The organism is Oscillatoria nigro-viridis PCC 7112, from assembly GCF_000317475.1.
Taxonomy (GTDB): Bacteria; Cyanobacteriota; Cyanobacteriia; order Cyanobacteriales; family Microcoleaceae; genus Microcoleus; species Microcoleus nigroviridis.
In genome coordinates, this window is the sequence record NC_019729.1 from 7,407,997 (window position 1) to 7,426,341 (window position 18,345).

Consider the following 18,345-nt stretch of genomic DNA (forward strand, 5'->3'; position numbering starts at 1 on the left):
TTCATTCAGCTACCATATAGCCGTCCCAAATTGTCTTGATTTGTTCCAAACGTTACAAATCGATCGGGCGATCGAATTGAGGTGGTCTACCGAGCCAGTAAACTGGCTAAAATCGCACGTTTTAGCTTTGTTGCGGCTTAAAACTTTTCAAGATTCCATTAATCGCGATCGCCCACAGGTAAACTCAGTATAAACCCTGTTTGACCGAGTATTGCAGCATCTAGTTTGATATCGCCGCCGTGAGCCCGTGCGATTTCCCTTGCTAAACTTAGCCCCAATCCCGATCCTTCGATTTTTTGGATCTGAGTCGAGTCACCGCGATGGAAGCGCTCAAAAATACGATCGCGCTCCCTCAAAGAAATATCGTGAGAACTATTGACAATTTTCACAATTACTCTTTTTCCCTGACAGTTAGCCTGTAACCTGAGCCAACCCTTCGGTAAATTATATTTAATCGCATTACCCACCATATTTTGCAAAACCTGCACGAGCAAATCGCGATCGCCCTTGATAGATAAATTAGGAGCAATTGCCATTTGCACATCTAAATGCGGTGCTAGCAGTTCCATATCTTCGGCAATTTCCGATAGCAAAGCCGACATATTCACCTCAACCAAATTTAAACCCATACGTCCGGCATCGGCTAGAGAAAGTAAGAGAAGTTTGCGGGTAATTTCACTCAAACGGCACACTTCATCCAATAATTTACTCAGGGTTTGCTGAACCTCAGAACCCGATTCAACTTGATGCAAAGCCCGTTCTAGTTCCCCTTGCAAAATGGCCAGCGGAGTCTTTAACTCGTGGGCAGCATCTCCACTAAAACGAGAAGCTTGTTTAAAACTTCGCTCCAGACGTTCTAACATCTGATTGAACACAAAAATTAATTCTACAAACTCTATATCCGTTGAGCCGACAGGAACGCGCCGATCGAGCCCCTGTACGGTAACATTGCGAATTGCCATAGTGAGCCGCCCAATTGGATAGAGAATGCTCCGCGATATCACCCACGCTCCACCCGCCACGAGTAAAAGCACTACGGGAATAGAAAATAGAAAGATATTGCGAATCGATGCCATTTCCCGATCGATCGCTTGTAAGTTAACAGCGATTGCTATTTGAGTCTGAGGAGAATGAATCGCGCCCACACGCCACACTGCCCTGCTAGTACGCTGGGTTGCTAGTTTAGCTTTGAAAACTTGAGGAAAATTCGGTCGATCGAATTGAGGAGGCCGATCGCGCGGAGGTCTTCTTTCTCTCGGTGAGAATGAATCCGGTCGATCGGGAGGTGGTGGATAGGGTGGAGGTGGTGGAGGGGGAGGTTCTAATTCAAAAGGTATTCTACGTCGATCTGGAGGCGGTTGAGGCAACGATCGCCACAGTGAATTGGCATCAATTCCATCTTCCCACTGGCTCGATCGGTAGAGCAAATTACCATCTCTGTCATTCACCCGCAAAGCCACGGTTGTTTCCCCATCATTCATGCCCAAAACTGATGGCAAAGAATCATTATAAACATCCCATTGCGTCGATTGCGGGCGGGTAGATTGGATTAACTGATTCTTGATTTCAGCATCAAGACGCTTGACTTTAGCATCGTAAATCAACCACCACGAAACAATACTAAAGCCAATTAGAGCAATACTTGCCAGAACAGCAGATGATAGGGCAATGCGAAAGCGAAAAGATTGCAATTTCACGAGGGAGAATCTGGTTTGCGAAACCGATAGCCAACGCCGCGCACGCTCTCAACCCATCCTGTACCGCCGATCGGTTCGATTTTCTTGCGAATGCGTTGAATACATACATCTACTACATTCGTATTCGGATTAAAATCATAACCCCAGATATGTTCGAGGATTTGCGTGCGGGTGAGTACCCTACCGGGCGATCGCATTAGATATTCCAAAAGATTAAACTCGCGAGTTGTAAGTTCTACCGCATGGCGATCGCAAGTGACTTCTCGCAAAATGCGATCGAGCTTAACTGGGCCAACGCTCAGAATATTTTGCCCGCCGCCCGAAGCCCGCCGCACTACAGCATAAATCCGAGCAACTAACTCCTCAACAAAAAACGGTTTAGCCAAATAGTCATCAGCACCGAGATGTAACCCTTCAATGCGATCGTCGAGTTCATTGCGAGCAGTTAATAAAATCACGGGTACGTTGCGCCCCGCCTTTCGCAGATGTTTGAGAATAGATAATCCGTCTTTTCCCGGCAAAACAATATCCAGGACGATCGCATCGTACTCATTATCCATCGCCCGCCCGTAGCCATCATTGCCATTATCGCAATAATCCACCACAAAACCTTGTTCTTTCAAGCCCATACAAACAAAATTGGCGATTTTTTCTTCATCTTCAACGTATAGAACATTCATAAATTTAGATCGAGTTGGGCATTGGGCATTGGGCATTAGGCATTGGGCATTGGGCATTGGGCATAGTTTATTTTTCAGTGGTGATTATACCGTCATCATTGATTGAACTAAATTACAAAACTGTAATCCATCCGCAGTGTGGCAGGTAATGTTTTGGGAGTTTAATTTAGCTGTCAACATTTTTGGATTGGCGATCGTAACTATCATGAAAATTGCTTCACTGCTGGCATTACCTGCTACAGCCTTGCTGCTGGGATTTAGCACCTTGACTTTTCCCGATCGGACTACAGCTAGTTCTAACTCATATGTTGCACCATTCTCAAGAACGGGCAAGATGCCCGTTCCACAAGAAAATTTACTCTTCGCTTCACAGGCATCTTGCCTGTTGCCTTCCAGAACGGGCAAGATGCCCGTTCCACAAGAAGAAACTTTACTCGTGGAACAGGCATCTTGCCTGTTGCTGACAGAGGTGCAATATCTCAGTTCTAATACTGTACTCGCCCAGAGCCAACCCGAACCCAGTCAAGAGCGCAGACATCCGCCCCGTATAGATTTTGCCGCTGCTGCCAAACAATTAGGAGTCACCGAAGCCGAGTTAATAGAAGCATTGGGCTTACCCGCCAAACCGCCAGAACCGCCAACTGAAAATAATCGCCCGCCCCAACCGCCGCCCCCTCCTCGTTTAGATATTCCCGGTGCAGCGAAAAAGTTGGGAGTCACCGAAGCAGACTTGATTAAGATTTTGGGCATTCCACCGCGTCCACCGGGCGATCGTAATTTACCTCAAAATTCGGAAAAACGCTAATTTCTCCACATTACAAAACTGTAATCCTAGGACATGGATAAATGTCATATTCAACCAACTTAATGATTGTAGAGGCTAAATCAAAGGCCGATTGAGAATTCATTTCTTGAGCCTGACAACAAATTCAAACTTAGAAAACTAATCCGGGTAATTACATCATGCCAGCACTATTTCCTAATTCAATCAATGCACCAGGCAATCCTCCCCAAAATCAAGGCGCACCGGGCAATCCACCTCCCCAAAATCAAGGCGCACCGGGCAATCCACCTCCCCAAAATCAAGGCGCACCGGGCAATCCACCTCCCCAAAATCAAGGCGCACAACTTACGAATTCTGCTTTACCTCCCCAAAACCCAACTCCACCCCCTCCGCCAGCTAACAGTATTAGCACCACAGCAGGAAACGACAATATTACCGGAGATAGTTTAGATAACTTTATCCTAGGCAGTAGCGGCACAGATACCATAACGGGAGGATTAGGCACGGATACAATTAGCTATCTTTCCCTTACCAGCGGCATTACCATTGAGGCTAAAGGTATTGTAGATAAAGGCGCAGCCGGTACAGATAGCCTGCAAAATATAGAACAAATAATTGCTCCTTTAGGACAGATTAATACCATCGATGCTTCTACAGGTAGCGGCACTGCTTCTATTAATGTGGATTTGTCGCAAAATCGTTTGGCGGTTAACAATCTACCCGGTATCGGCACTCTGAATTTTACGGTAGAGAATTTCGTTAATGTCACAGGTACTCCCAATGTAGATGTCCTTACCGGAAACATCCAAAACAATTCTTTAGTAGGAGGAGATGGTAACGATACACTCTCAGGTTTGCGCGGCAATGATACCCTGATTGGAGTCAATCCATCAAGTGCTACACCGGGAAGCAATGAAACCGATGTGCTGATTGGCGGTCGAGGTAGAGATATTTTTGTTCTCGGTGATGCCACCAAGACATACTATCAGGGAACAGGAGTTGCACTGATTCAGGATTTCCAACAAGGAATAGATCGCATTCAGCTACGTGGGAGTCTCTCTGACTACAATATTGTTGGAAACTCCATCAATTTGGCTGGTACATCTGACCAAATAGCTGTAATTCAAGGCGGGTTTACTCCTGATAGTTTCCTGTTTGTGTAAAATCAATTCCGGTAGCATCGTCGGGCGTAAAATCCAGTCAACAGCCAACAATCTAATTCATCTGCGTTAATCTGTGTTAATCTGCCATCATCTGCGGTAAAAAAAAGAGAATTTGGTAACCGCAGATGACAATGGATTGACGCAGATTCACGCAGATGAAAGGAGCAAAAGCACTAATTTTCTGCAAACGCCGATCGCCCTTTAATCCAATCGAGTAAAATAGGATTGACCAATTCCGGCGCTTCATCTTGGGGACAATGACCTACGCCCTCCAAAGGAATAAACTTTTCAACAGCCGGAAACTTGGCCAATTCTCGCCCCAATGCGATCGGCTCCCAAGGGTCATCCGTACCCCACAAAATCAAAGCAGGACAGCTCAAACGCGGCAACAAATCCTCCGGTAGCGGCCCTTGAGAATAACTGATAAATGCTACAAATACTTCCACTGCGCCGCTGTCTTGGGCAGGTTTCAGCAGCATATTTACCAGTTCGTCGGTGACAGCTTCGGGACGGTGATAAGCTTGCAAAAGCACTTTTTTTACTGTTTTTGGCGTTGCTAATTGTTTAAAAAATAATTGACTTATCCACTTGACATTTAAAAGTTTTTGTGCGATTGGCGCTCCAAAACTGCGATACCACGGCATTTCGGCGCGTTTGCGATCGTGCAGCAAGCGCAAAGAACAATTAAGTAAAATTACACCGGAAGCAATATCGGGAAAATCCACAGCGGCTTGCATAATTGCCACGCAGCCGATCGAATTTCCCACCAAAAAAGCCGGCCCGCCCGCAACTTCCCGACAAAAATCAGCAATTAGCTGTCCCCAAGTTTCAAAAGTATAGTCAATCTCAAGTTTGGGCGCGGGTTTAGCAGAACCGCCAAAACCGATGAGGTCGATCGCGTAACAGCGGCAATCAGCAGCCAGCGCCGGCAAATTCTTGCGCCAATGGCCCCAAGACGCACCAAAACCGTGGACAAACACCACCGCAGGCCCGCGCGAACCAGCAGCCTGGTAGCAAATGGGAAAGCCTTTCCACAGCCAAGTTTGAGGTGCAACAGCAGTTGACGAAGTGGGAGTAGAAGATGTCATGGGATTTTAGATTTTAGATTTTAGATTTTAGATGAATGCAAGGCTGCAAAGAACTCAAGTCAATACTACAAACCGTATCGCAATTCGAGGCAACCGCTAGGACATAAATCCCAAACCTCCCTTCCCTCCTCCCTCTGCGCCCTCTGCGCCCTCTGCGGTTAATTCCTCTTCCTTCTTCCTTTGCAGTTAGAGGCGATATTATGTCACGATTAGAAGTGCTGACTTCTTTGCCTTATTGAAATTTCCCTTATGCCAACGATCGTTTCCACTGCAGTCGTACCGTTTCTGGGGTCGGAAATTGTACCAGACTACGACACCGCCAAAGTAGTAATCTTGCCAATTCCCTACGAAGCTACCACCACTTACCGCCGGGGGTGCGAAAACGGGCCGGCGAAACTTCTAGAAGCTTCTCATCAACTCGAGTGCTATGACGAAGAATTGGATTCCGAAGTTTGCTACGATGTCGGAATTTATACAAAAGAGCCGATCGCCGATACGCGCAACAGACAACCGGTTTCATCCTCAGAAATGCTGCAAGTCACCCAAGCCGCAGTCCACCAGCTAGTTACCGAAAATAAATTTGTCATCTCCCTCGGAGGCGAACACAGCATCACTGCAGGCGTTGTGGAAGGTTATCGCCAAGCATACCCAAACGAACCTTTCACAGTCGTGCAAATCGACGCCCACGGCGACTTGCGGCACGAGTACGAAGGTTCGATTCACAACCACGCCTGCGTGATGCGACGTATTGTAGATATGGGCTTACCGACTCTGCAAATCGGGATTCGCGCTATCTGCAAGGAAGAAGCCGACTTGATTAAAGCAAAACAGCTAAACGTGATTCGAGCTCGCGAAATCGCTACTCAACCGGATTGGGCCGATCGGGCAATTGCCAGCATAACAACTAAGCGAGTATTTTTGACGATCGACTTAGACGGCATCGATCCGACTTTAATTCCAGGAGTGGGAACACCCGAACCGGGCGGCTTAAATTGGTATTCTCTCACCGGATTTTTGCGCCGCATCTTCGAGTCCTACGAAGTAATCGGGTGTGACATTATGGAATTAGCACCGGTTGTAGATTCTGTAGTCTCAGAATTTACCGCCGCCAAATTAGCATACAAAATGATCGGGTATCAAGCTCTGGCTCAAGGTTGGCTAAAGCCAGACGAGGAATAAATGGCGAAGTACGAATCACAATAGGCTGTTGGCAAGGCTAGAATTAAGCTAAAGCCAAACAACAGCCAATTTTATTCGTGCTGACAGTTTCATCTTTCATGCTGGCAAATACTGCTCTTCACCTCGTGAAAACATGAGTTTACTAATCGATACAACGGGTACTCCCATTAACGGCTACGCTCCCGATTTTGAACTGCCGGGAGTTGACGAAGAAGTTCACCATTTAGCTCGATATTTAGAAAAATTTCGGGCGATTGCGGTGATATTTATGTGCAATCATTGCCCTTACGTGCAGTTTTATCTAAATCGCCTGAAAGAAATTCAAGCAGAGTTTCAAGATCGAGGCGTTACTTTAATCGGGATGAATGCTAATGACGCAAATCAATATCCTGAAGATAGTTTTGAGAATATGAAAACTTTTGCGGCTAACAATCAACTCAATTTCCCCTACATCCGAGATGTTGCTCAAGATGTGGCTGAAAGTTTTGGGGCTTCTAAAACCCCGGAGGTTTTTTTGTTAGATCGAGACGGCAGATTGCGCTACAAAGGTTTGATTGACGACAACGCTGAAGATCCCGCAGCAGTGCAGGTTTCTTATCTCCGAGGTGCGATCGACCAATTGCTCAACAGTCAACCCGTTGAGCCTTCAACTACAGAGGCTGTAGGCTGTTCTATCAAATGGCGATCGTAGTCATTAGTCATTAGTCATTAGTCATTAGTTGAAAGGTGCATCTGTTGCGAGATTGTTGGTTTGTATCGAAAATAATAGTAGCTGACGCACCCTACTTCATTATGGTAGGGTGCGTCAGGTTTTACATTCTCAATTTGCACGAAAAGTCGAGTTATAATGCACCATAACGATCGGAAGCTGCTGTCAGCTAGATTTCTGGATCGCCCTATAAAAAATTATAACATAGCCCTATGAAAACAAAACGCATCCTTAACTTAATTGTAGTAGCCGTCGCGGCAATGACACTACTAATTACTTGGAACTTGTTTCAAAGCGTTCCTCCAGTCACAGCACAGCAGCAAACATCCTTAACAGTATCCGCCGCTATCAGCCTCTCACAAGCTTTACAAGAAATCAAAACAGTTTATCAGCAAATAAATCCCAACGTTACTATTACTTATAATTTCGGTGCTTCCGGCGCTCTCGCACAGCAAATTCAGCAAGGAGCACCGGTAGATATATTTTTCAGCGCCGCTACCAAACAAATGAACGATTTGCAGCAATCTAACCTGTTAATTAACGACACGCGGCGCAATTTGCTAACAAATCGCCTGGTTTTGATTACTCCCAAAAACGGCTTGGCTTTGAGCGATTTCAAACAGTTGACAGATGCCAGAATCAAGAAAATTGCGATCGGCGAACCGAAAAGCGTACCTGTGGGACAATACGCTCAGGAAATGCTAAATAAACTTGGATTGTGGCGGCAAATACAGCCAAAATTAGTGCTAGGAAATAACGTCCGCCAAGTGCTGACATTTGTCGAAAGCGGCAATGCGGATGCTGGCATAGTTTACACAACTGACGCCAAAGCCTCGGACAAAGTTACTTTGCGGCTAACGGCTGCGGAAAATTTGCATTCGCCCATTGTTTATCCTCTGGCAGTGATCGGAAACAGCCGCAATCCGGCTGCTGCGAAAGGGTTTGTTGACTTTTTGGGGGGCGATCGGGCTAAAATAGTATTTCAGAAATACGGATTTGGCATAGCTAGTTAATTAGTCTCATACAACCAAATTCTGTAGGGGCGGGTTTTACCAACAATATCTAATTCCCGCCAACAATCTATATAAACCCGCCCTCACACAACAGATAACCTTGTGTATTCAAAGAGGTACATTTCGATTTGCCGCCCAAGTGGGGGCGGGTTTGCGAGATTATTGGTATTAGCCCGAGATTGTTGGTAAAACCCGCCCCTACGAGCGAATCCCAAAATTATACATTTTGATTTATCTTTGGGTGGGGCGGGTTTAGAAAATTATTTGTTTGAGGCAATTATTGTTGGTGAAACCCGTCCCTACGATTTATGGAATTTGATTTTTCTCCCTTATGGATATCTCTAAAATCATCAACTATCGCAACTTTCTTTACCTTTTTCTTGGGAATAGCCGCCGCCCGCTGGATGCTTTCTACTCGCATCAGAGGTAAAGCTTTAATTGAAGGGATTTTCATTTCTCCCTTAGTTTTGCCGCCGACAGTAGTGGGATTTTTGCTGCTGCTGCTGTTTGGGAGAAATGGGGCGATCGGTCAATTTTTGCTACAATTCGACTTAACTATAATTTTCACTTGGCAAGCCGCCGCCATTACTGCCACAGTTGTATCATTTCCCCTCATGTACAAAACTGCTTTGGGAGCTTTTGAGCAAATTGATGCCAATCTTCTCAATGCAGCCCGCACTTTGGGAGCATCGGAGTGGCAAGTTTTTTGGCGGATTATGTTGCCGCTAGCATGGCCGGGAATTTTAGCAGGAACTATTCTCGCATTTGCTCGCGCTTTGGGTGAATTCGGCGCGACGTTAATGTTAGCTGGGAATATTCCCGGACAAACTCAAACTATTCCGATGGCAATTTATTTTGCTGTGGAAGCTGGGGAGATGAGGCAAGCTGCTATTTGGGTTTTGATTATTCTGAGTATTTCTTTGAGCGTGCTAACTGCTGTTAATTTTTGGACTGATTTACAAAGGAGATCGCCCAAAGCGAATTCGAGCTACAGATTGCAATCAAATATTCCCCAAGTAACTTCTAGTTTTACCACAAAACCCCAAAAACAACCGAAAAGCGGACTTTGTTTGCACATCTTCAAACCTCTTTCCAGTTTTTCCTTGGATGTTGGCTTTGATATCGGCCCGGAAGTGCTGGGAATTTTGGGCGCGTCGGGTTCCGGCAAAAGCATGACTCTGCGCTGCATCGCCGGTTTGGAAACTCCAATGAGCGGTAAAATTGCCGTCAATGGCAGGGTTTTATTTGACTCAGTACAGGGTATTAATGTAGCTTCTAAAGACCGCCGGATCGGTTTTTTGTTTCAAAACTATGCTTTATTTCCTCACCTGACTGTTGCTCAAAATATTGCGTTTGGCTTGCAGCATTTATCTGAAAGCGAGCAAAAACTTCGGGTAAAAGAACAGCTAATTTCGGTGCAAATGTCGGGACTGGAAAACCGCTACCCGCACGAACTTTCAGGGGGCCAACAGCAGCGGGTGGCTTTGGCAAGGGCGATCGCCCCTTCTCCAGAATTGCTGCTGTTAGACGAACCGTTTTCTGCTTTGGACACTCATTTGCGGAGTCAACTGGAACGGGAGTTAATGCAGACTCTGGCTAATTATCGGGGAATTACTTTGTTTGTCAGCCACAATTTAGAGGAAATTTACCGGGTGTGCAAAAATCTGTTGGTATTGGCCGAGGGAAGGCCGATCGCCTTTGATACCAAAGAGAACATTTTCGATCGCCCTGGCAACTTCACCGTCGCCCAGTTGACTGGCTGCAAGAACTTCTCTGCCGCTAAACCGATCTCCGTAACACTCGTGGAGGCGATCGACTGGGGCTGTACTCTGACTGTAGTCGAACCAATTCCCAAATCTCTAGTTTCTGTGGGAATTCGGGCTCATCAACTGAGTTTTGTTAGCGGGTGCGATCGTGAAAATACTTTTGCTTGTTGGATCGCCTCGACTGTGGAAACTCCGCACCGGGTGACATTATATCTCAAATTGCACTCGCCTTCCAATGATTCCCAAGATTATCACTTGCAAGCCGAAGTTTTCAAGGAAAAGTGGAGGGCTATGAAGGACAATCCTTTTCCCTGGTATGTTCATATCGAGCCAATTAGGTTAATATTAATGGAAGCCTGAGTTAACTAGCAATATACCGTTAACCGTCAACACTCAACAGTTAACCGTCAACACTCAACAGCTAAATACCTCTTAACCAAACATCAAATCATGACTCAGAAAGTTCAAAAAACTGACGCAGAATGGCAACAACAACTCACGCCAGAACAGTTTAAAGTCACCCGCAAAAAAGGAACGGAAAGAGCTTTTAGCGGCGAATATCACGATAACAAAAAACCCGGAATTTATAAGTGTATTTGCTGCGGCACGGAGCTATTTAAATCAGAAACCAAGTACGATTCCGGTACCGGTTGGCCGAGTTTCTACGCTCCCGTTAGCGAAGAAAATGTCAAGTGCGAGTCGGATAACACCTTGTTCATGCGCCGAACAGAGGTACTGTGCGCTGTTTGCGACGCTCATCTCGGTCACGTATTTAACGACGGGCCGAAACCTACCGGTCAGCGTTACTGCATGAATTCTGCTGCTCTTAATTTCGTTCCCAAGGATTGATTCTTTTAGGGGCTAGCTAGAAGCCCAACCCCTACTCCCCACAAAAAATCAATCGGGTTGTGGAACAGGCATCTTGCCTGTTCACCTAGCATTCACTGAGAAAAAATTAATCCGGTTGTGGAACAGGCATCTTGCCTGTTCACCTAGCAGCCCGCGCCACAAACAAATTCTCTTGCAACACAACCAGGATGCCTGTTCGGGGCAATTGATGTTCAAAATGCACCCGTACTGCTATCTTATGGTGGAGGCAAAAAGAGTAAAAAAATAGTGGCGGCATGGGGATGGTTTATCAGCGAGTTTTGCTGAAGCTCAGCGGTGAAGCGCTTATGGGCAGCTTGGGCTACGGTATCGATCCCGTAGTCGTTCAGTCGATCGCCCAGGAAGTGGCCAAAGTCGTGTCCCAAGGCATTCAAATCGCGATTGTTGTCGGTGGCGGCAACATTTTTCGCGGGGTGAAAGCTGCTTCGGCAGGGATGGATCGGGCAACGGCTGATTATGTGGGGATGATTGCTACGGTGATGAATGCTATCACTTTGCAGGATGCCCTGGAACAAGCAGGAGTGCCAACGAGGGTGCAATCGGCGATCGCCATGCAAGAAGTAGCTGAACCCTACATCCGGCGGCGGGCGATTCGCCACCTAGAAAAAAAACGAGTAGTGATTTTTGGTGCCGGTTCTGGCAACCCTTTTTTTACTACTGATACTACAGCCGCTTTGCGGGCGGCTGAAATTGATGCAGAGGTGATTTTTAAAGCTACTAAGGTAGATGGGGTCTACGATTCCGACCCCCACCTCAACCCCAACGCGCGCAGGTATCAAACCCTCACCTATGCCCACGTCTTGAATCAAGATTTGCGGGTGATGGACAGTACGGCGATCGCCCTTTGCAAAGAAAATAATATTCCTATTATGGTATTTGACCTCTCGGTGTCGGGCAACATCTACCGGGCTGTAATGGGAGAATCTATTGGAACTCTTGTCGGAGGTTTTTGTGAAGTTAGCTGACGCAGAAGATCATATGCAAAAGGCAGTTGAGGCTACTCAGCGGTCTTTTAATACTATTCGGACGGGACGGGCCAACGCCTCCCTCCTCGATCGAGTCATGGTAGACTACTACGGCTCTCCAACTCCGATCAAATCCCTTGCCAACATCGGCACCCCGGATGCGACTACGATCACCATTCAACCGTTCGATCGCACAGCGCTCAACTCGATCGAAAAAGCAATTTCCCTGTCCGATGTAGGACTCGTTCCCAACAACGACGGTTCAGTTATTCGCTTGAACATTCCGCCGCTGACGAGCGACAGACGCCAAGAATTTGTCAAAATGGCCGGGAAGTTTGCTGAAGAAGGTAAAGTTGCAATTCGCAATATCCGCCGCGATGCCGTTGACTCGATTCGCAAGCAGGAAAAAAGCAGCGATATCTCTAAAGATGAATCCCGCGACTTGCAAGATAAAATTCAAAAGCTGACGGACAAGTACGTTGCCAAAATAGAAGAAGTTCTGGCAGCGAAAGAGAAAGATATCACGACTGTTTAGGGAATGGGAAATTGGGCATGGGGAATAGGAATAGTTTTGAGATTGCCAACAGGCGACCGCGAACAACGCGCAGACGCTAGATGAGTTCTCAGTTGTGAGTTAAAAACTCAAGATTTAACACTCATAAGTTACCAATTCCCTGTTCCCCATCACCAATTACCCATCACCAATTACCCATAACCGAAAATGTTTGATTGCATTATTGTCGGTGCAGGCCCTGCAGGTAGCACAGCAGCTTATCACCTAGCAAAGCAGGGACGTTCTGTCGCAAGATTCGCTGCTGGCAGGAGACACAGCCAGTCTCGCCGACCCCCTGTCCGGTGAGGCGATTCGACCTGCCCTATTTAGCCGATTTAAGGCAGCTCAGGCGATATATCGAACTCTTGCAGGTGCCGGCGGCGCTAAGGATCGTTACACTAAATCGATCGCCCAAGAATGCAACACTGATATGGTTGGGGCCAGTCGCTTGGCCAGGGCCTTCTATCAGTTTACAGGAGCTGCTTATAGAGCGGGCCTCAAATTTCCGAGGACTACTCAGTTGATGAGCAAAATTTTGTGTGGCGAACTGCGTTATGCCGATATCGCTAACCGCGCTTTTCATTCTTCTGATGCCGTTTTGGAATGAAGGAAGAGGGAATAATAAATATTCTTAAATCCCCCTTGCTTATTCTTGATTTCCAATTCTTACCCGTTAATTTAAAAATAGGAATTACGCACTAAGCTAATCCGCATTTACAGCATATTCGGTGGTTCATGAAGTACACTCTTGAGCTATATTGTGTGGTGTTAATCGGTAGGGTGCGTCGCTGCTGCTAATTTGATAAAGATTGCTCGCCAGACCGGTGGCGACGCACCTGACTCGCGTCGCTCTTCTTGTGTGTACCGCACATACATGGAATATGCTGTAAATTGCACGGTCAAATAAACTTTCACTCTTGTGGCGTGGGCCCCCAAGCCCGCCCTCAACACAAAATTTAAATGCACAACAGCTTATTGCTCAGAAAGCCAGTTGATTCCTAGATTTTTCGTTTCCCAACCCGATGTTTTCCAAGAAACTCGGTTCAAAAGCGTAAATGCTATTTTAAATAAAGTCGATGCGAATATTTTTTAATACAAGCCCCGCGCTGCTCGTAGAATCAATCTCAAATACTCCTGGAGGCAAAAAGTGGTTTGAAACGTTACTAAGATCGCGGTAACGCGCTTCAGGGACACCCTGAATAATTACATTCTACCTAAATCCTGTAAAATATATAATCTCAAATCTAATGATAATTTATTTTTATAAAGTAGAGGAGCCTTACGGCTGCTTTTCTAATTTTTCACTACACGACATTTGTCTGCACGGTCAATATTGGTTGACTGTGGAACATTACTATCAAGCCCAAAAATTTGTCAGCACTGATAAAAGATTAGTGGCGGCGATTCAAGCCGTAGCAACTCCTCAAGAAGCCGCTAAATTAGGTCGCGATCCCAACCACCGGATTCGCGCTGATTGGGAAGCCGTGAAAATTCCGATTATGCGCGAAGCAGTTTTAACTAAGTTTCTCACTCATACAGACATTCAAGCGATTCTCCTCGCCACAGGGGATCGAGTGATTGTGGAGGATTCGCCAACGGATTACTACTGGGGGTGTGGCTGCGACCGAACCGGTCAAAATCATTTGGGTAAAATTCTGATGAGCGTGCGCCAAGAAATTAGTCAGCACCCGGGGCGCTGATAGAAACTCAAATTCTTGCGTTAATTATGATTCTATGAAGTTCTACAACAAATGTCAAGTTATCCTAACAATCAAGAATTCTCATAGTGAGAGTTTAAGATTGCGAGAAATTTATAAGAGCATTAAAATAATAATTATTATTTGCTTAAGTCGCTCTGCCTGTTGAAGGCAAGGATGAAACTGGCGCGATCGCAGATTTTACCTGCCCCAGCCCACCCGAGACGATACACCGTCGTCTCTGACAAATGCGCGACGAATTAATTGTACAGATCGGTTGGGTCAAAAACTCAGGGTGAGGCATTTGAGTTTGAACGATCTAACAGCAGATCGACACTTCTTATTATCATTTATGAGTACAAAAGGAGATTTATGCAACTCAGAGAAAATACGCAAGAATTACATTATAAACTAGACAGAGAAGTTTTGATACGGCGGATAACAGAACGCATTCGCCAATCTCTAGAATTAGAAGATATTTTAACCAGTACGGTAGCAGAAGTGCGGTCTTTTTTGAAAACAGATCGCATTATGATTTACAGGTTTAGTACCGACGGAAGTGGAGAAGTTGTTGCTGAGTCAATTAATAACAACTGTCTCCCTTCCTTAAAAGGACTGCACTTTCCAGCAGACGACATTCCCGCGAGCGCCAGGGAGATGTATGTCAGTTTGCGCCAGCGGACAATAATAGATGTTAACTCAGGGACGATCGTCCTGAGTCCCCTCGATGCTGCAGACACCGGTCAACCGTTAGTCAATGAAGAGATGCACTACAGATCGCTCGATCCTTGCCACACCGCTTACCTGATGGCAATGGGAGTGCAATCTTCCTTAGTCGTGCCGATTTTGCACCGCAGGAGTGCGTCGCCAAACAGCAAAACAGATATCTGCGAGGCGGCCACGTGTCTGACTCGATACGAGCCCGGAAACGATCGAAAAATTCACATCGAACTGTGGGGACTTTTAGTGTCTCACCACTCCGCGCCCCTCAATATTTCACCAGCAGATTTAGAAGTAGTTCAGCTCGTATCAGATCAATTGTCTAGCGCTATCGCCCACGCCCTCCTCCTCCAGCAAACCCGCTCTCAAGCCGCCCGCGAAGCTACCGTGAGCCGCATAGCAGCCCTGTTGTACGGTCACGTAAACATTCAACTGCAACAGGGTTTAGAAGCCACCGTCACCGCTTTGGGCGGCAGCGGCGGCAGACTCTATCTCAACCAGCCGAAAATCAACGGTGAAAAGTTATCCACTCCCAAGATTGAAGGAGGATTGCCAATTGCCCCGGCCCACAGTGATGCTACCTTTGAACTGTTCACCACAGGAGAACAACCGACACTTCCCAACTGGGAAAAAGTTAAGGCGATCGAAGCTCATCCCCTCTGGCAGGAATGGCTAACCAAAGGATTCAAAAATACCGAAGAACTTCCCAAATTCCCAATTTTTACTAATTCTCAGTTCCCAGTTTTGATAATTACAGACTTATACAAAGAACCGCTATTTAGAGTTTTAGTTCCCGCTTTCCAATCAACTAAAATTAGGGGTTTGCTGGTAATTCCCCTCCACTACAAACAACAAGTTGTCGGCTGTTTGACAATTTTTCGCAATGCAATTGATACCGAAAAAATGTGGGCGGGGCGCTTTGACAGCAGCGCTGCACAAACCCTTCCCAGACAATCCTTTGAACTCTGGCGAGAAATAAAAAAAGGTCAGTCGCCCGAGTGGAAGTACGAGGAAATTGAGCAAGCTTTAGCTATAGGCAGTCAATTTTGTTCGGCAATTGGGCAGTACGTTCTTTATAAAGAAGTGCAGACCCTGAATGCCAACTTGGAGCGCCAAGTTCAAGAACGCACTGCCCAATTGCAAAAATCCTTGGACTTTGCCAAAGTATTGACGCGAGTTAGAGACCAGATTCGCAGCACCTTAGATTTAAAAATCATACTGCAAACTATTGTGCGAGAAGTCAGAGTTTTGTTGGATACCGATCGCACGGTAATCTACCAATTTACAGCAGACAAACAGGGCGAGGTAGTTGTCGAAGCTGTTTGCGGTCAGTGGCGGTCAATTTTAGGTATCGCATCTCCGCAAGGATGCTTTCCCGAAGTCTCAGACTGCTTTTATCGAGCCGGACGGGTGCGAGCAATTAATGATATTAATACTGAGGATTTAACACCCTGTCACCGCCAATTTTTGGAAGAGTTGCAGGTGAGAGGAAGTTTAATTGTGCCGATGAAAGGCAAAGATTCCCAATTGTGGGGGTTGCTGATTGCCCATGAGTGTTCCGGGCCGAGAGTTTGGCAAACGGCAGAACAGGAATTGCTGCAACATTTAGCTGCTCAAGCTGCGATCGCCATTCACCAAGCAGAACTTTATCAAGAAAGTCTCAATGCAGCAACTGCCGATCGATTAAAAGCCGAACAGCTAGCTAAAACCCTCACAGAACTGCACAATACCCAAGCCCAACTGATTCAAACCGAAAAAATGTCCAGTCTCGGACAACTTCTCGCGGGAGTCGCCCACGAAATTAATAACCCCGTTAACTTTATCTACGGCAATCTGTCCCACGCCAGCGAATACACCAAAGATTTACTCTGCTTGCTGGAACTCTACCGCCAGCACTACCCCAATCCCAACCCAGAAATTAGCGAGTGCTCCGAAGCAATCGACATCGAATTTCTTGCCGAAGATTTGCCAAAAATTTTGGGTTCCATGACAGTCGGAGTTGAGCGCATCCGCCAGTTAGTTGTATCTTTGCGTAATTTTTCCAGGAGCGATCGAGCCGAGAAAAAAGCCGTTGACATTCACGAGGGCATAGACAGTACCCTGTTAATTTTGCAGCACCGGATCAAAGCCAATTGCGATCGCAAGACCGTAGAAATCATTAAAGAATACGGCAATTTGCCCTTAGTAGAATGCTATGCCAGCTCGCTCAATCAGGTATTTATGAATCTGATCGGTAATGCCCTTGACGCCCTAGAAATTGGACAAAAAGAGCGAGTTATGAATCTTCCCTTGAAAGCGGCAAGTGCAGCGGCGACGCATTTAAGCTCCCAAATGCTGGCTGTCGAGTCAGGAGATATAAATGCCACCACCGAGTGTTTGATTCCTGATTTCCCATCTCCTTGCATTCGGATTCGCACCCAATTAATCGATGAAAAAAAGGTAGGAATTTGCATTGCCGACAACGGTCACGGCATCCCCAAAGAGTTAATCTCTCACATATTTAATCCGTTTTTTACTACTAAACCCGTAGGTCGGGGGACGGGTTTAGGATTGTCTATCAGTTACCAAATTGTAGTTGAGAAACACCAAGGCGTACTTAAGTGTGTTTCTGTACCAGGTCATGGTACAGAGTTCTGGATCGAGATTCCGCTGAATTAGGCAACCGTCAAGGCAAGATTAGCTTCACCAGCACAGAACCGATCGAACCCAGAAGACTCATAAAGTTGCCACCGCCGCCCGTGCGGGGTTCCGTAGGCTTTTGGCGTGCAACAATGGCTTCGGCTAACTGCTTTGACAATTCCTGACCTTGGGAATTTCCTTGAGCTGCAAAGAGTTTGTTTGCTATTGCAGCGTCTTGAGCCGCGCCGCCGAAGTCTCCTAAGTCAGCGCGAGACATACTGCGGGCAAAATAAACGGCGGCTAAATCCGATTTCAGCTTCAGGGCTCGATCGTAATAATCAATGGCGTTTCTGTAGTTTCCTGCTTGAGCTTCCAGCACTCCCAACCGGTAGAAGTCTTCAGCGGTACCGATATTGGTTGGCATTCCTCTAACTCCGAGCAGTTGCGCGTTAGTTAAATTGGCGTTGAGCAAATTGGCGTCGCTGAGATAGGCGCTTCTTAAGTCAGCACCGCTGAGGTTCGCGCCGCTGAGGTTCGCCCCCGTCAGGTTGACGCCAAACAGGCTGGTGCCGCTGAGGTTCGCACCGCTGAGGTCAGCCCCCGTGAGGTTGGCTCGGCTGAGGTTAGCCAACCTCAAGTCCGCACCTTTGAGATTGGCTCCTGTTAAGTTTGCTAAAACCAAGCCAGCACTGCTGAGGTCGCAGTTGGGGCACTGTCGGGTGGCTAGTAATTGTTGCGTGTGTTGGATGTTCTCGGCGGGTGCAGGAGCGATCGGGGCGATCGCGCTCAGCAGCGTTGTAGCAGCGAGGATTCTGAGTTTCACT

At 46.6% G+C, this 18,345-nt stretch carries 16 protein-coding genes and 1 pseudogene; 12 read left to right on the forward strand and 5 right to left on the reverse strand.

What is annotated here, in order from left to right:
- Nucleotides 1–158: 158 nt before the first annotated feature.
- The 3 genes from OSC7112_RS30725 to OSC7112_RS40385 all read right to left on the reverse strand — a co-directional run bounded on the left by OSC7112_RS30725 (nucleotide 159) and on the right by OSC7112_RS40385 (nucleotide 2,782).
- Nucleotides 159–1,697, reverse strand: coding sequence for an ATP-binding protein (locus OSC7112_RS30725; protein WP_015179572.1), 1,539 nt, complete (start codon nucleotides 1,695–1,697; stop codon nucleotides 159–161).
- A complete protein-coding gene (locus OSC7112_RS30730; protein WP_041622818.1) occupies nucleotides 1,694–2,377 on the reverse strand; it encodes a response regulator transcription factor in 684 nt (227 codons plus the stop codon). The genes OSC7112_RS30725 and OSC7112_RS30730 overlap by 4 nt, the downstream gene beginning before the upstream one ends.
- Nucleotides 2,378–2,461: 84 nt before the next feature.
- Nucleotides 2,462–2,782 (reverse strand): hypothetical protein, encoded by a 321-nt coding sequence (locus OSC7112_RS40385; RefSeq protein WP_190274300.1) that lies wholly within the window; start codon nucleotides 2,780–2,782, stop codon nucleotides 2,462–2,464.
- A gap of 1 nt (nucleotide 2,783) precedes the next feature.
- On the opposite strand from OSC7112_RS40385, the gene OSC7112_RS40390 reads away from it, so the two are divergent.
- Complete coding sequence (locus OSC7112_RS40390; protein ID WP_071884047.1) at nucleotides 2,784–3,182, forward strand: hypothetical protein; 399 nt, start codon at nucleotides 2,784–2,786, stop codon at nucleotides 3,180–3,182.
- Nucleotides 3,183–3,340: 158 nt separating this feature from the next.
- Nucleotides 3,341–4,324, forward strand: coding sequence for a M10 family metallopeptidase C-terminal domain-containing protein (locus OSC7112_RS30740; RefSeq protein WP_015179575.1), 984 nt, complete (start codon nucleotides 3,341–3,343; stop codon nucleotides 4,322–4,324).
- A 173-nt stretch (nucleotides 4,325–4,497) separates the two neighbouring features.
- Here OSC7112_RS30740 and OSC7112_RS30745 read toward each other — a convergent pair whose 3' ends face one another.
- Complete coding sequence (locus OSC7112_RS30745) at nucleotides 4,498–5,412, reverse strand: alpha/beta fold hydrolase (protein WP_015179576.1); 915 nt, start codon at nucleotides 5,410–5,412, stop codon at nucleotides 4,498–4,500.
- Nucleotides 5,413–5,661: 249 nt separating this feature from the next.
- Here OSC7112_RS30745 and speB point away from each other — a divergent pair, with 249 nt between their 5' ends.
- From speB to OSC7112_RS30795, 10 genes and pseudogenes are all read left to right on the forward strand, one after another.
- Entirely contained in the window at nucleotides 5,662–6,591 is a 930-nt protein-coding gene (gene speB / locus OSC7112_RS30750; protein WP_015179577.1) for an agmatinase, read from the forward strand.
- Nucleotides 6,592–6,724: 133 nt separating this feature from the next.
- On the forward strand, nucleotides 6,725–7,282 hold the full coding sequence (locus OSC7112_RS30755) for a thioredoxin family protein (protein ID WP_015179578.1): 558 nt from the start codon (nucleotides 6,725–6,727) through the stop codon (nucleotides 7,280–7,282).
- A gap of 230 nt (nucleotides 7,283–7,512) precedes the next feature.
- Complete coding sequence (gene modA / locus OSC7112_RS30760; RefSeq protein WP_015179579.1) at nucleotides 7,513–8,313, forward strand: molybdate ABC transporter substrate-binding protein; 801 nt, start codon at nucleotides 7,513–7,515, stop codon at nucleotides 8,311–8,313.
- A gap of 308 nt (nucleotides 8,314–8,621) precedes the next feature.
- Nucleotides 8,622–10,439, forward strand: a complete 1,818-nt coding sequence (gene modB, locus OSC7112_RS30765) for a molybdate ABC transporter permease subunit (protein WP_015179580.1) — start codon at nucleotides 8,622–8,624, stop codon at nucleotides 10,437–10,439.
- 90 nt (nucleotides 10,440–10,529) lie between these two features.
- Nucleotides 10,530–10,928 (forward strand): peptide-methionine (R)-S-oxide reductase MsrB, encoded by a 399-nt coding sequence (gene msrB, locus OSC7112_RS30770; protein ID WP_015179581.1) that lies wholly within the window; start codon nucleotides 10,530–10,532, stop codon nucleotides 10,926–10,928.
- 275 nt (nucleotides 10,929–11,203) lie between these two features.
- Nucleotides 11,204–11,932: a UMP kinase gene (pyrH, locus tag OSC7112_RS30775; RefSeq protein ID WP_071884014.1), complete on the forward strand. Its 729-nt coding sequence runs from the start codon at nucleotides 11,204–11,206 to the stop codon at nucleotides 11,930–11,932.
- Entirely contained in the window at nucleotides 11,919–12,467 is a 549-nt protein-coding gene (frr, locus tag OSC7112_RS30780) for a ribosome recycling factor (RefSeq protein WP_015179583.1), read from the forward strand. Before pyrH ends, frr begins: the two co-directional genes overlap by 14 nt.
- A gap of 186 nt (nucleotides 12,468–12,653) precedes the next feature.
- Nucleotides 12,654–12,734, forward strand: a pseudogene (locus tag OSC7112_RS42605) (NAD(P)-binding protein); the annotation flags it as partial.
- Between the two features lie 998 nt (nucleotides 12,735–13,732).
- Nucleotides 13,733–14,185: a riboflavin biosynthesis intermediates N-glycosidase gene (gene ybiA, locus OSC7112_RS30790; protein ID WP_015179584.1), complete on the forward strand. Its 453-nt coding sequence runs from the start codon at nucleotides 13,733–13,735 to the stop codon at nucleotides 14,183–14,185.
- Nucleotides 14,186–14,554: 369 nt separating this feature from the next.
- Nucleotides 14,555–17,560, forward strand: coding sequence for a GAF domain-containing protein (locus tag OSC7112_RS30795; RefSeq protein WP_015179585.1), 3,006 nt, complete (start codon nucleotides 14,555–14,557; stop codon nucleotides 17,558–17,560).
- 7 nt (nucleotides 17,561–17,567) lie between these two features.
- Here the strand turns inward: OSC7112_RS30795 and OSC7112_RS30800 are convergent, their stop codons facing one another.
- Entirely contained in the window at nucleotides 17,568–18,344 is a 777-nt protein-coding gene (locus tag OSC7112_RS30800) for a pentapeptide repeat-containing protein (RefSeq protein ID WP_015179586.1), read from the reverse strand.
- Nucleotide 18,345: the final 1 nt, after the last annotated feature.

What these genes read in the sequence shown, in the direction of transcription:
- OSC7112_RS40390 (WP_071884047.1), top strand. Translation starts at nt 2,784, where the DNA reads ATGCCCGTTCCACAAGAAGAAACTTTACTCGTGGAACAGGCATCTTGC.
- pyrH (WP_071884014.1), top strand. Translation starts at nt 11,204, where the DNA reads ATGGGGATGGTTTATCAGCGAGTTTTGCTGAAGCTCAGCGGTGAAGCG.
- OSC7112_RS30755 (WP_015179578.1), top strand. Translation starts at nt 6,725, where the DNA reads ATGAGTTTACTAATCGATACAACGGGTACTCCCATTAACGGCTACGCT.
- msrB (WP_015179581.1), top strand. Translation starts at nt 10,530, where the DNA reads ATGACTCAGAAAGTTCAAAAAACTGACGCAGAATGGCAACAACAACTC.
- OSC7112_RS30740 (WP_015179575.1), top strand. Translation starts at nt 3,341, where the DNA reads ATGCCAGCACTATTTCCTAATTCAATCAATGCACCAGGCAATCCTCCC.
- OSC7112_RS30795 (WP_015179585.1), top strand. Translation starts at nt 14,555, where the DNA reads ATGCAACTCAGAGAAAATACGCAAGAATTACATTATAAACTAGACAGA.
- OSC7112_RS30745 (WP_015179576.1), bottom strand. Translation starts at nt 5,412, where the DNA reads ATGACATCTTCTACTCCCACTTCGTCAACTGCTGTTGCACCTCAAACT.
- OSC7112_RS30730 (WP_041622818.1), bottom strand. Translation starts at nt 2,377, where the DNA reads ATGAATGTTCTATACGTTGAAGATGAAGAAAAAATCGCCAATTTTGTT.
- speB (WP_015179577.1), top strand. Translation starts at nt 5,662, where the DNA reads ATGCCAACGATCGTTTCCACTGCAGTCGTACCGTTTCTGGGGTCGGAA.
- modA (WP_015179579.1), top strand. Translation starts at nt 7,513, where the DNA reads ATGAAAACAAAACGCATCCTTAACTTAATTGTAGTAGCCGTCGCGGCA.
- modB (WP_015179580.1), top strand. Translation starts at nt 8,622, where the DNA reads ATGGAATTTGATTTTTCTCCCTTATGGATATCTCTAAAATCATCAACT.
- ybiA (WP_015179584.1), top strand. Translation starts at nt 13,733, where the DNA reads ATGATAATTTATTTTTATAAAGTAGAGGAGCCTTACGGCTGCTTTTCT.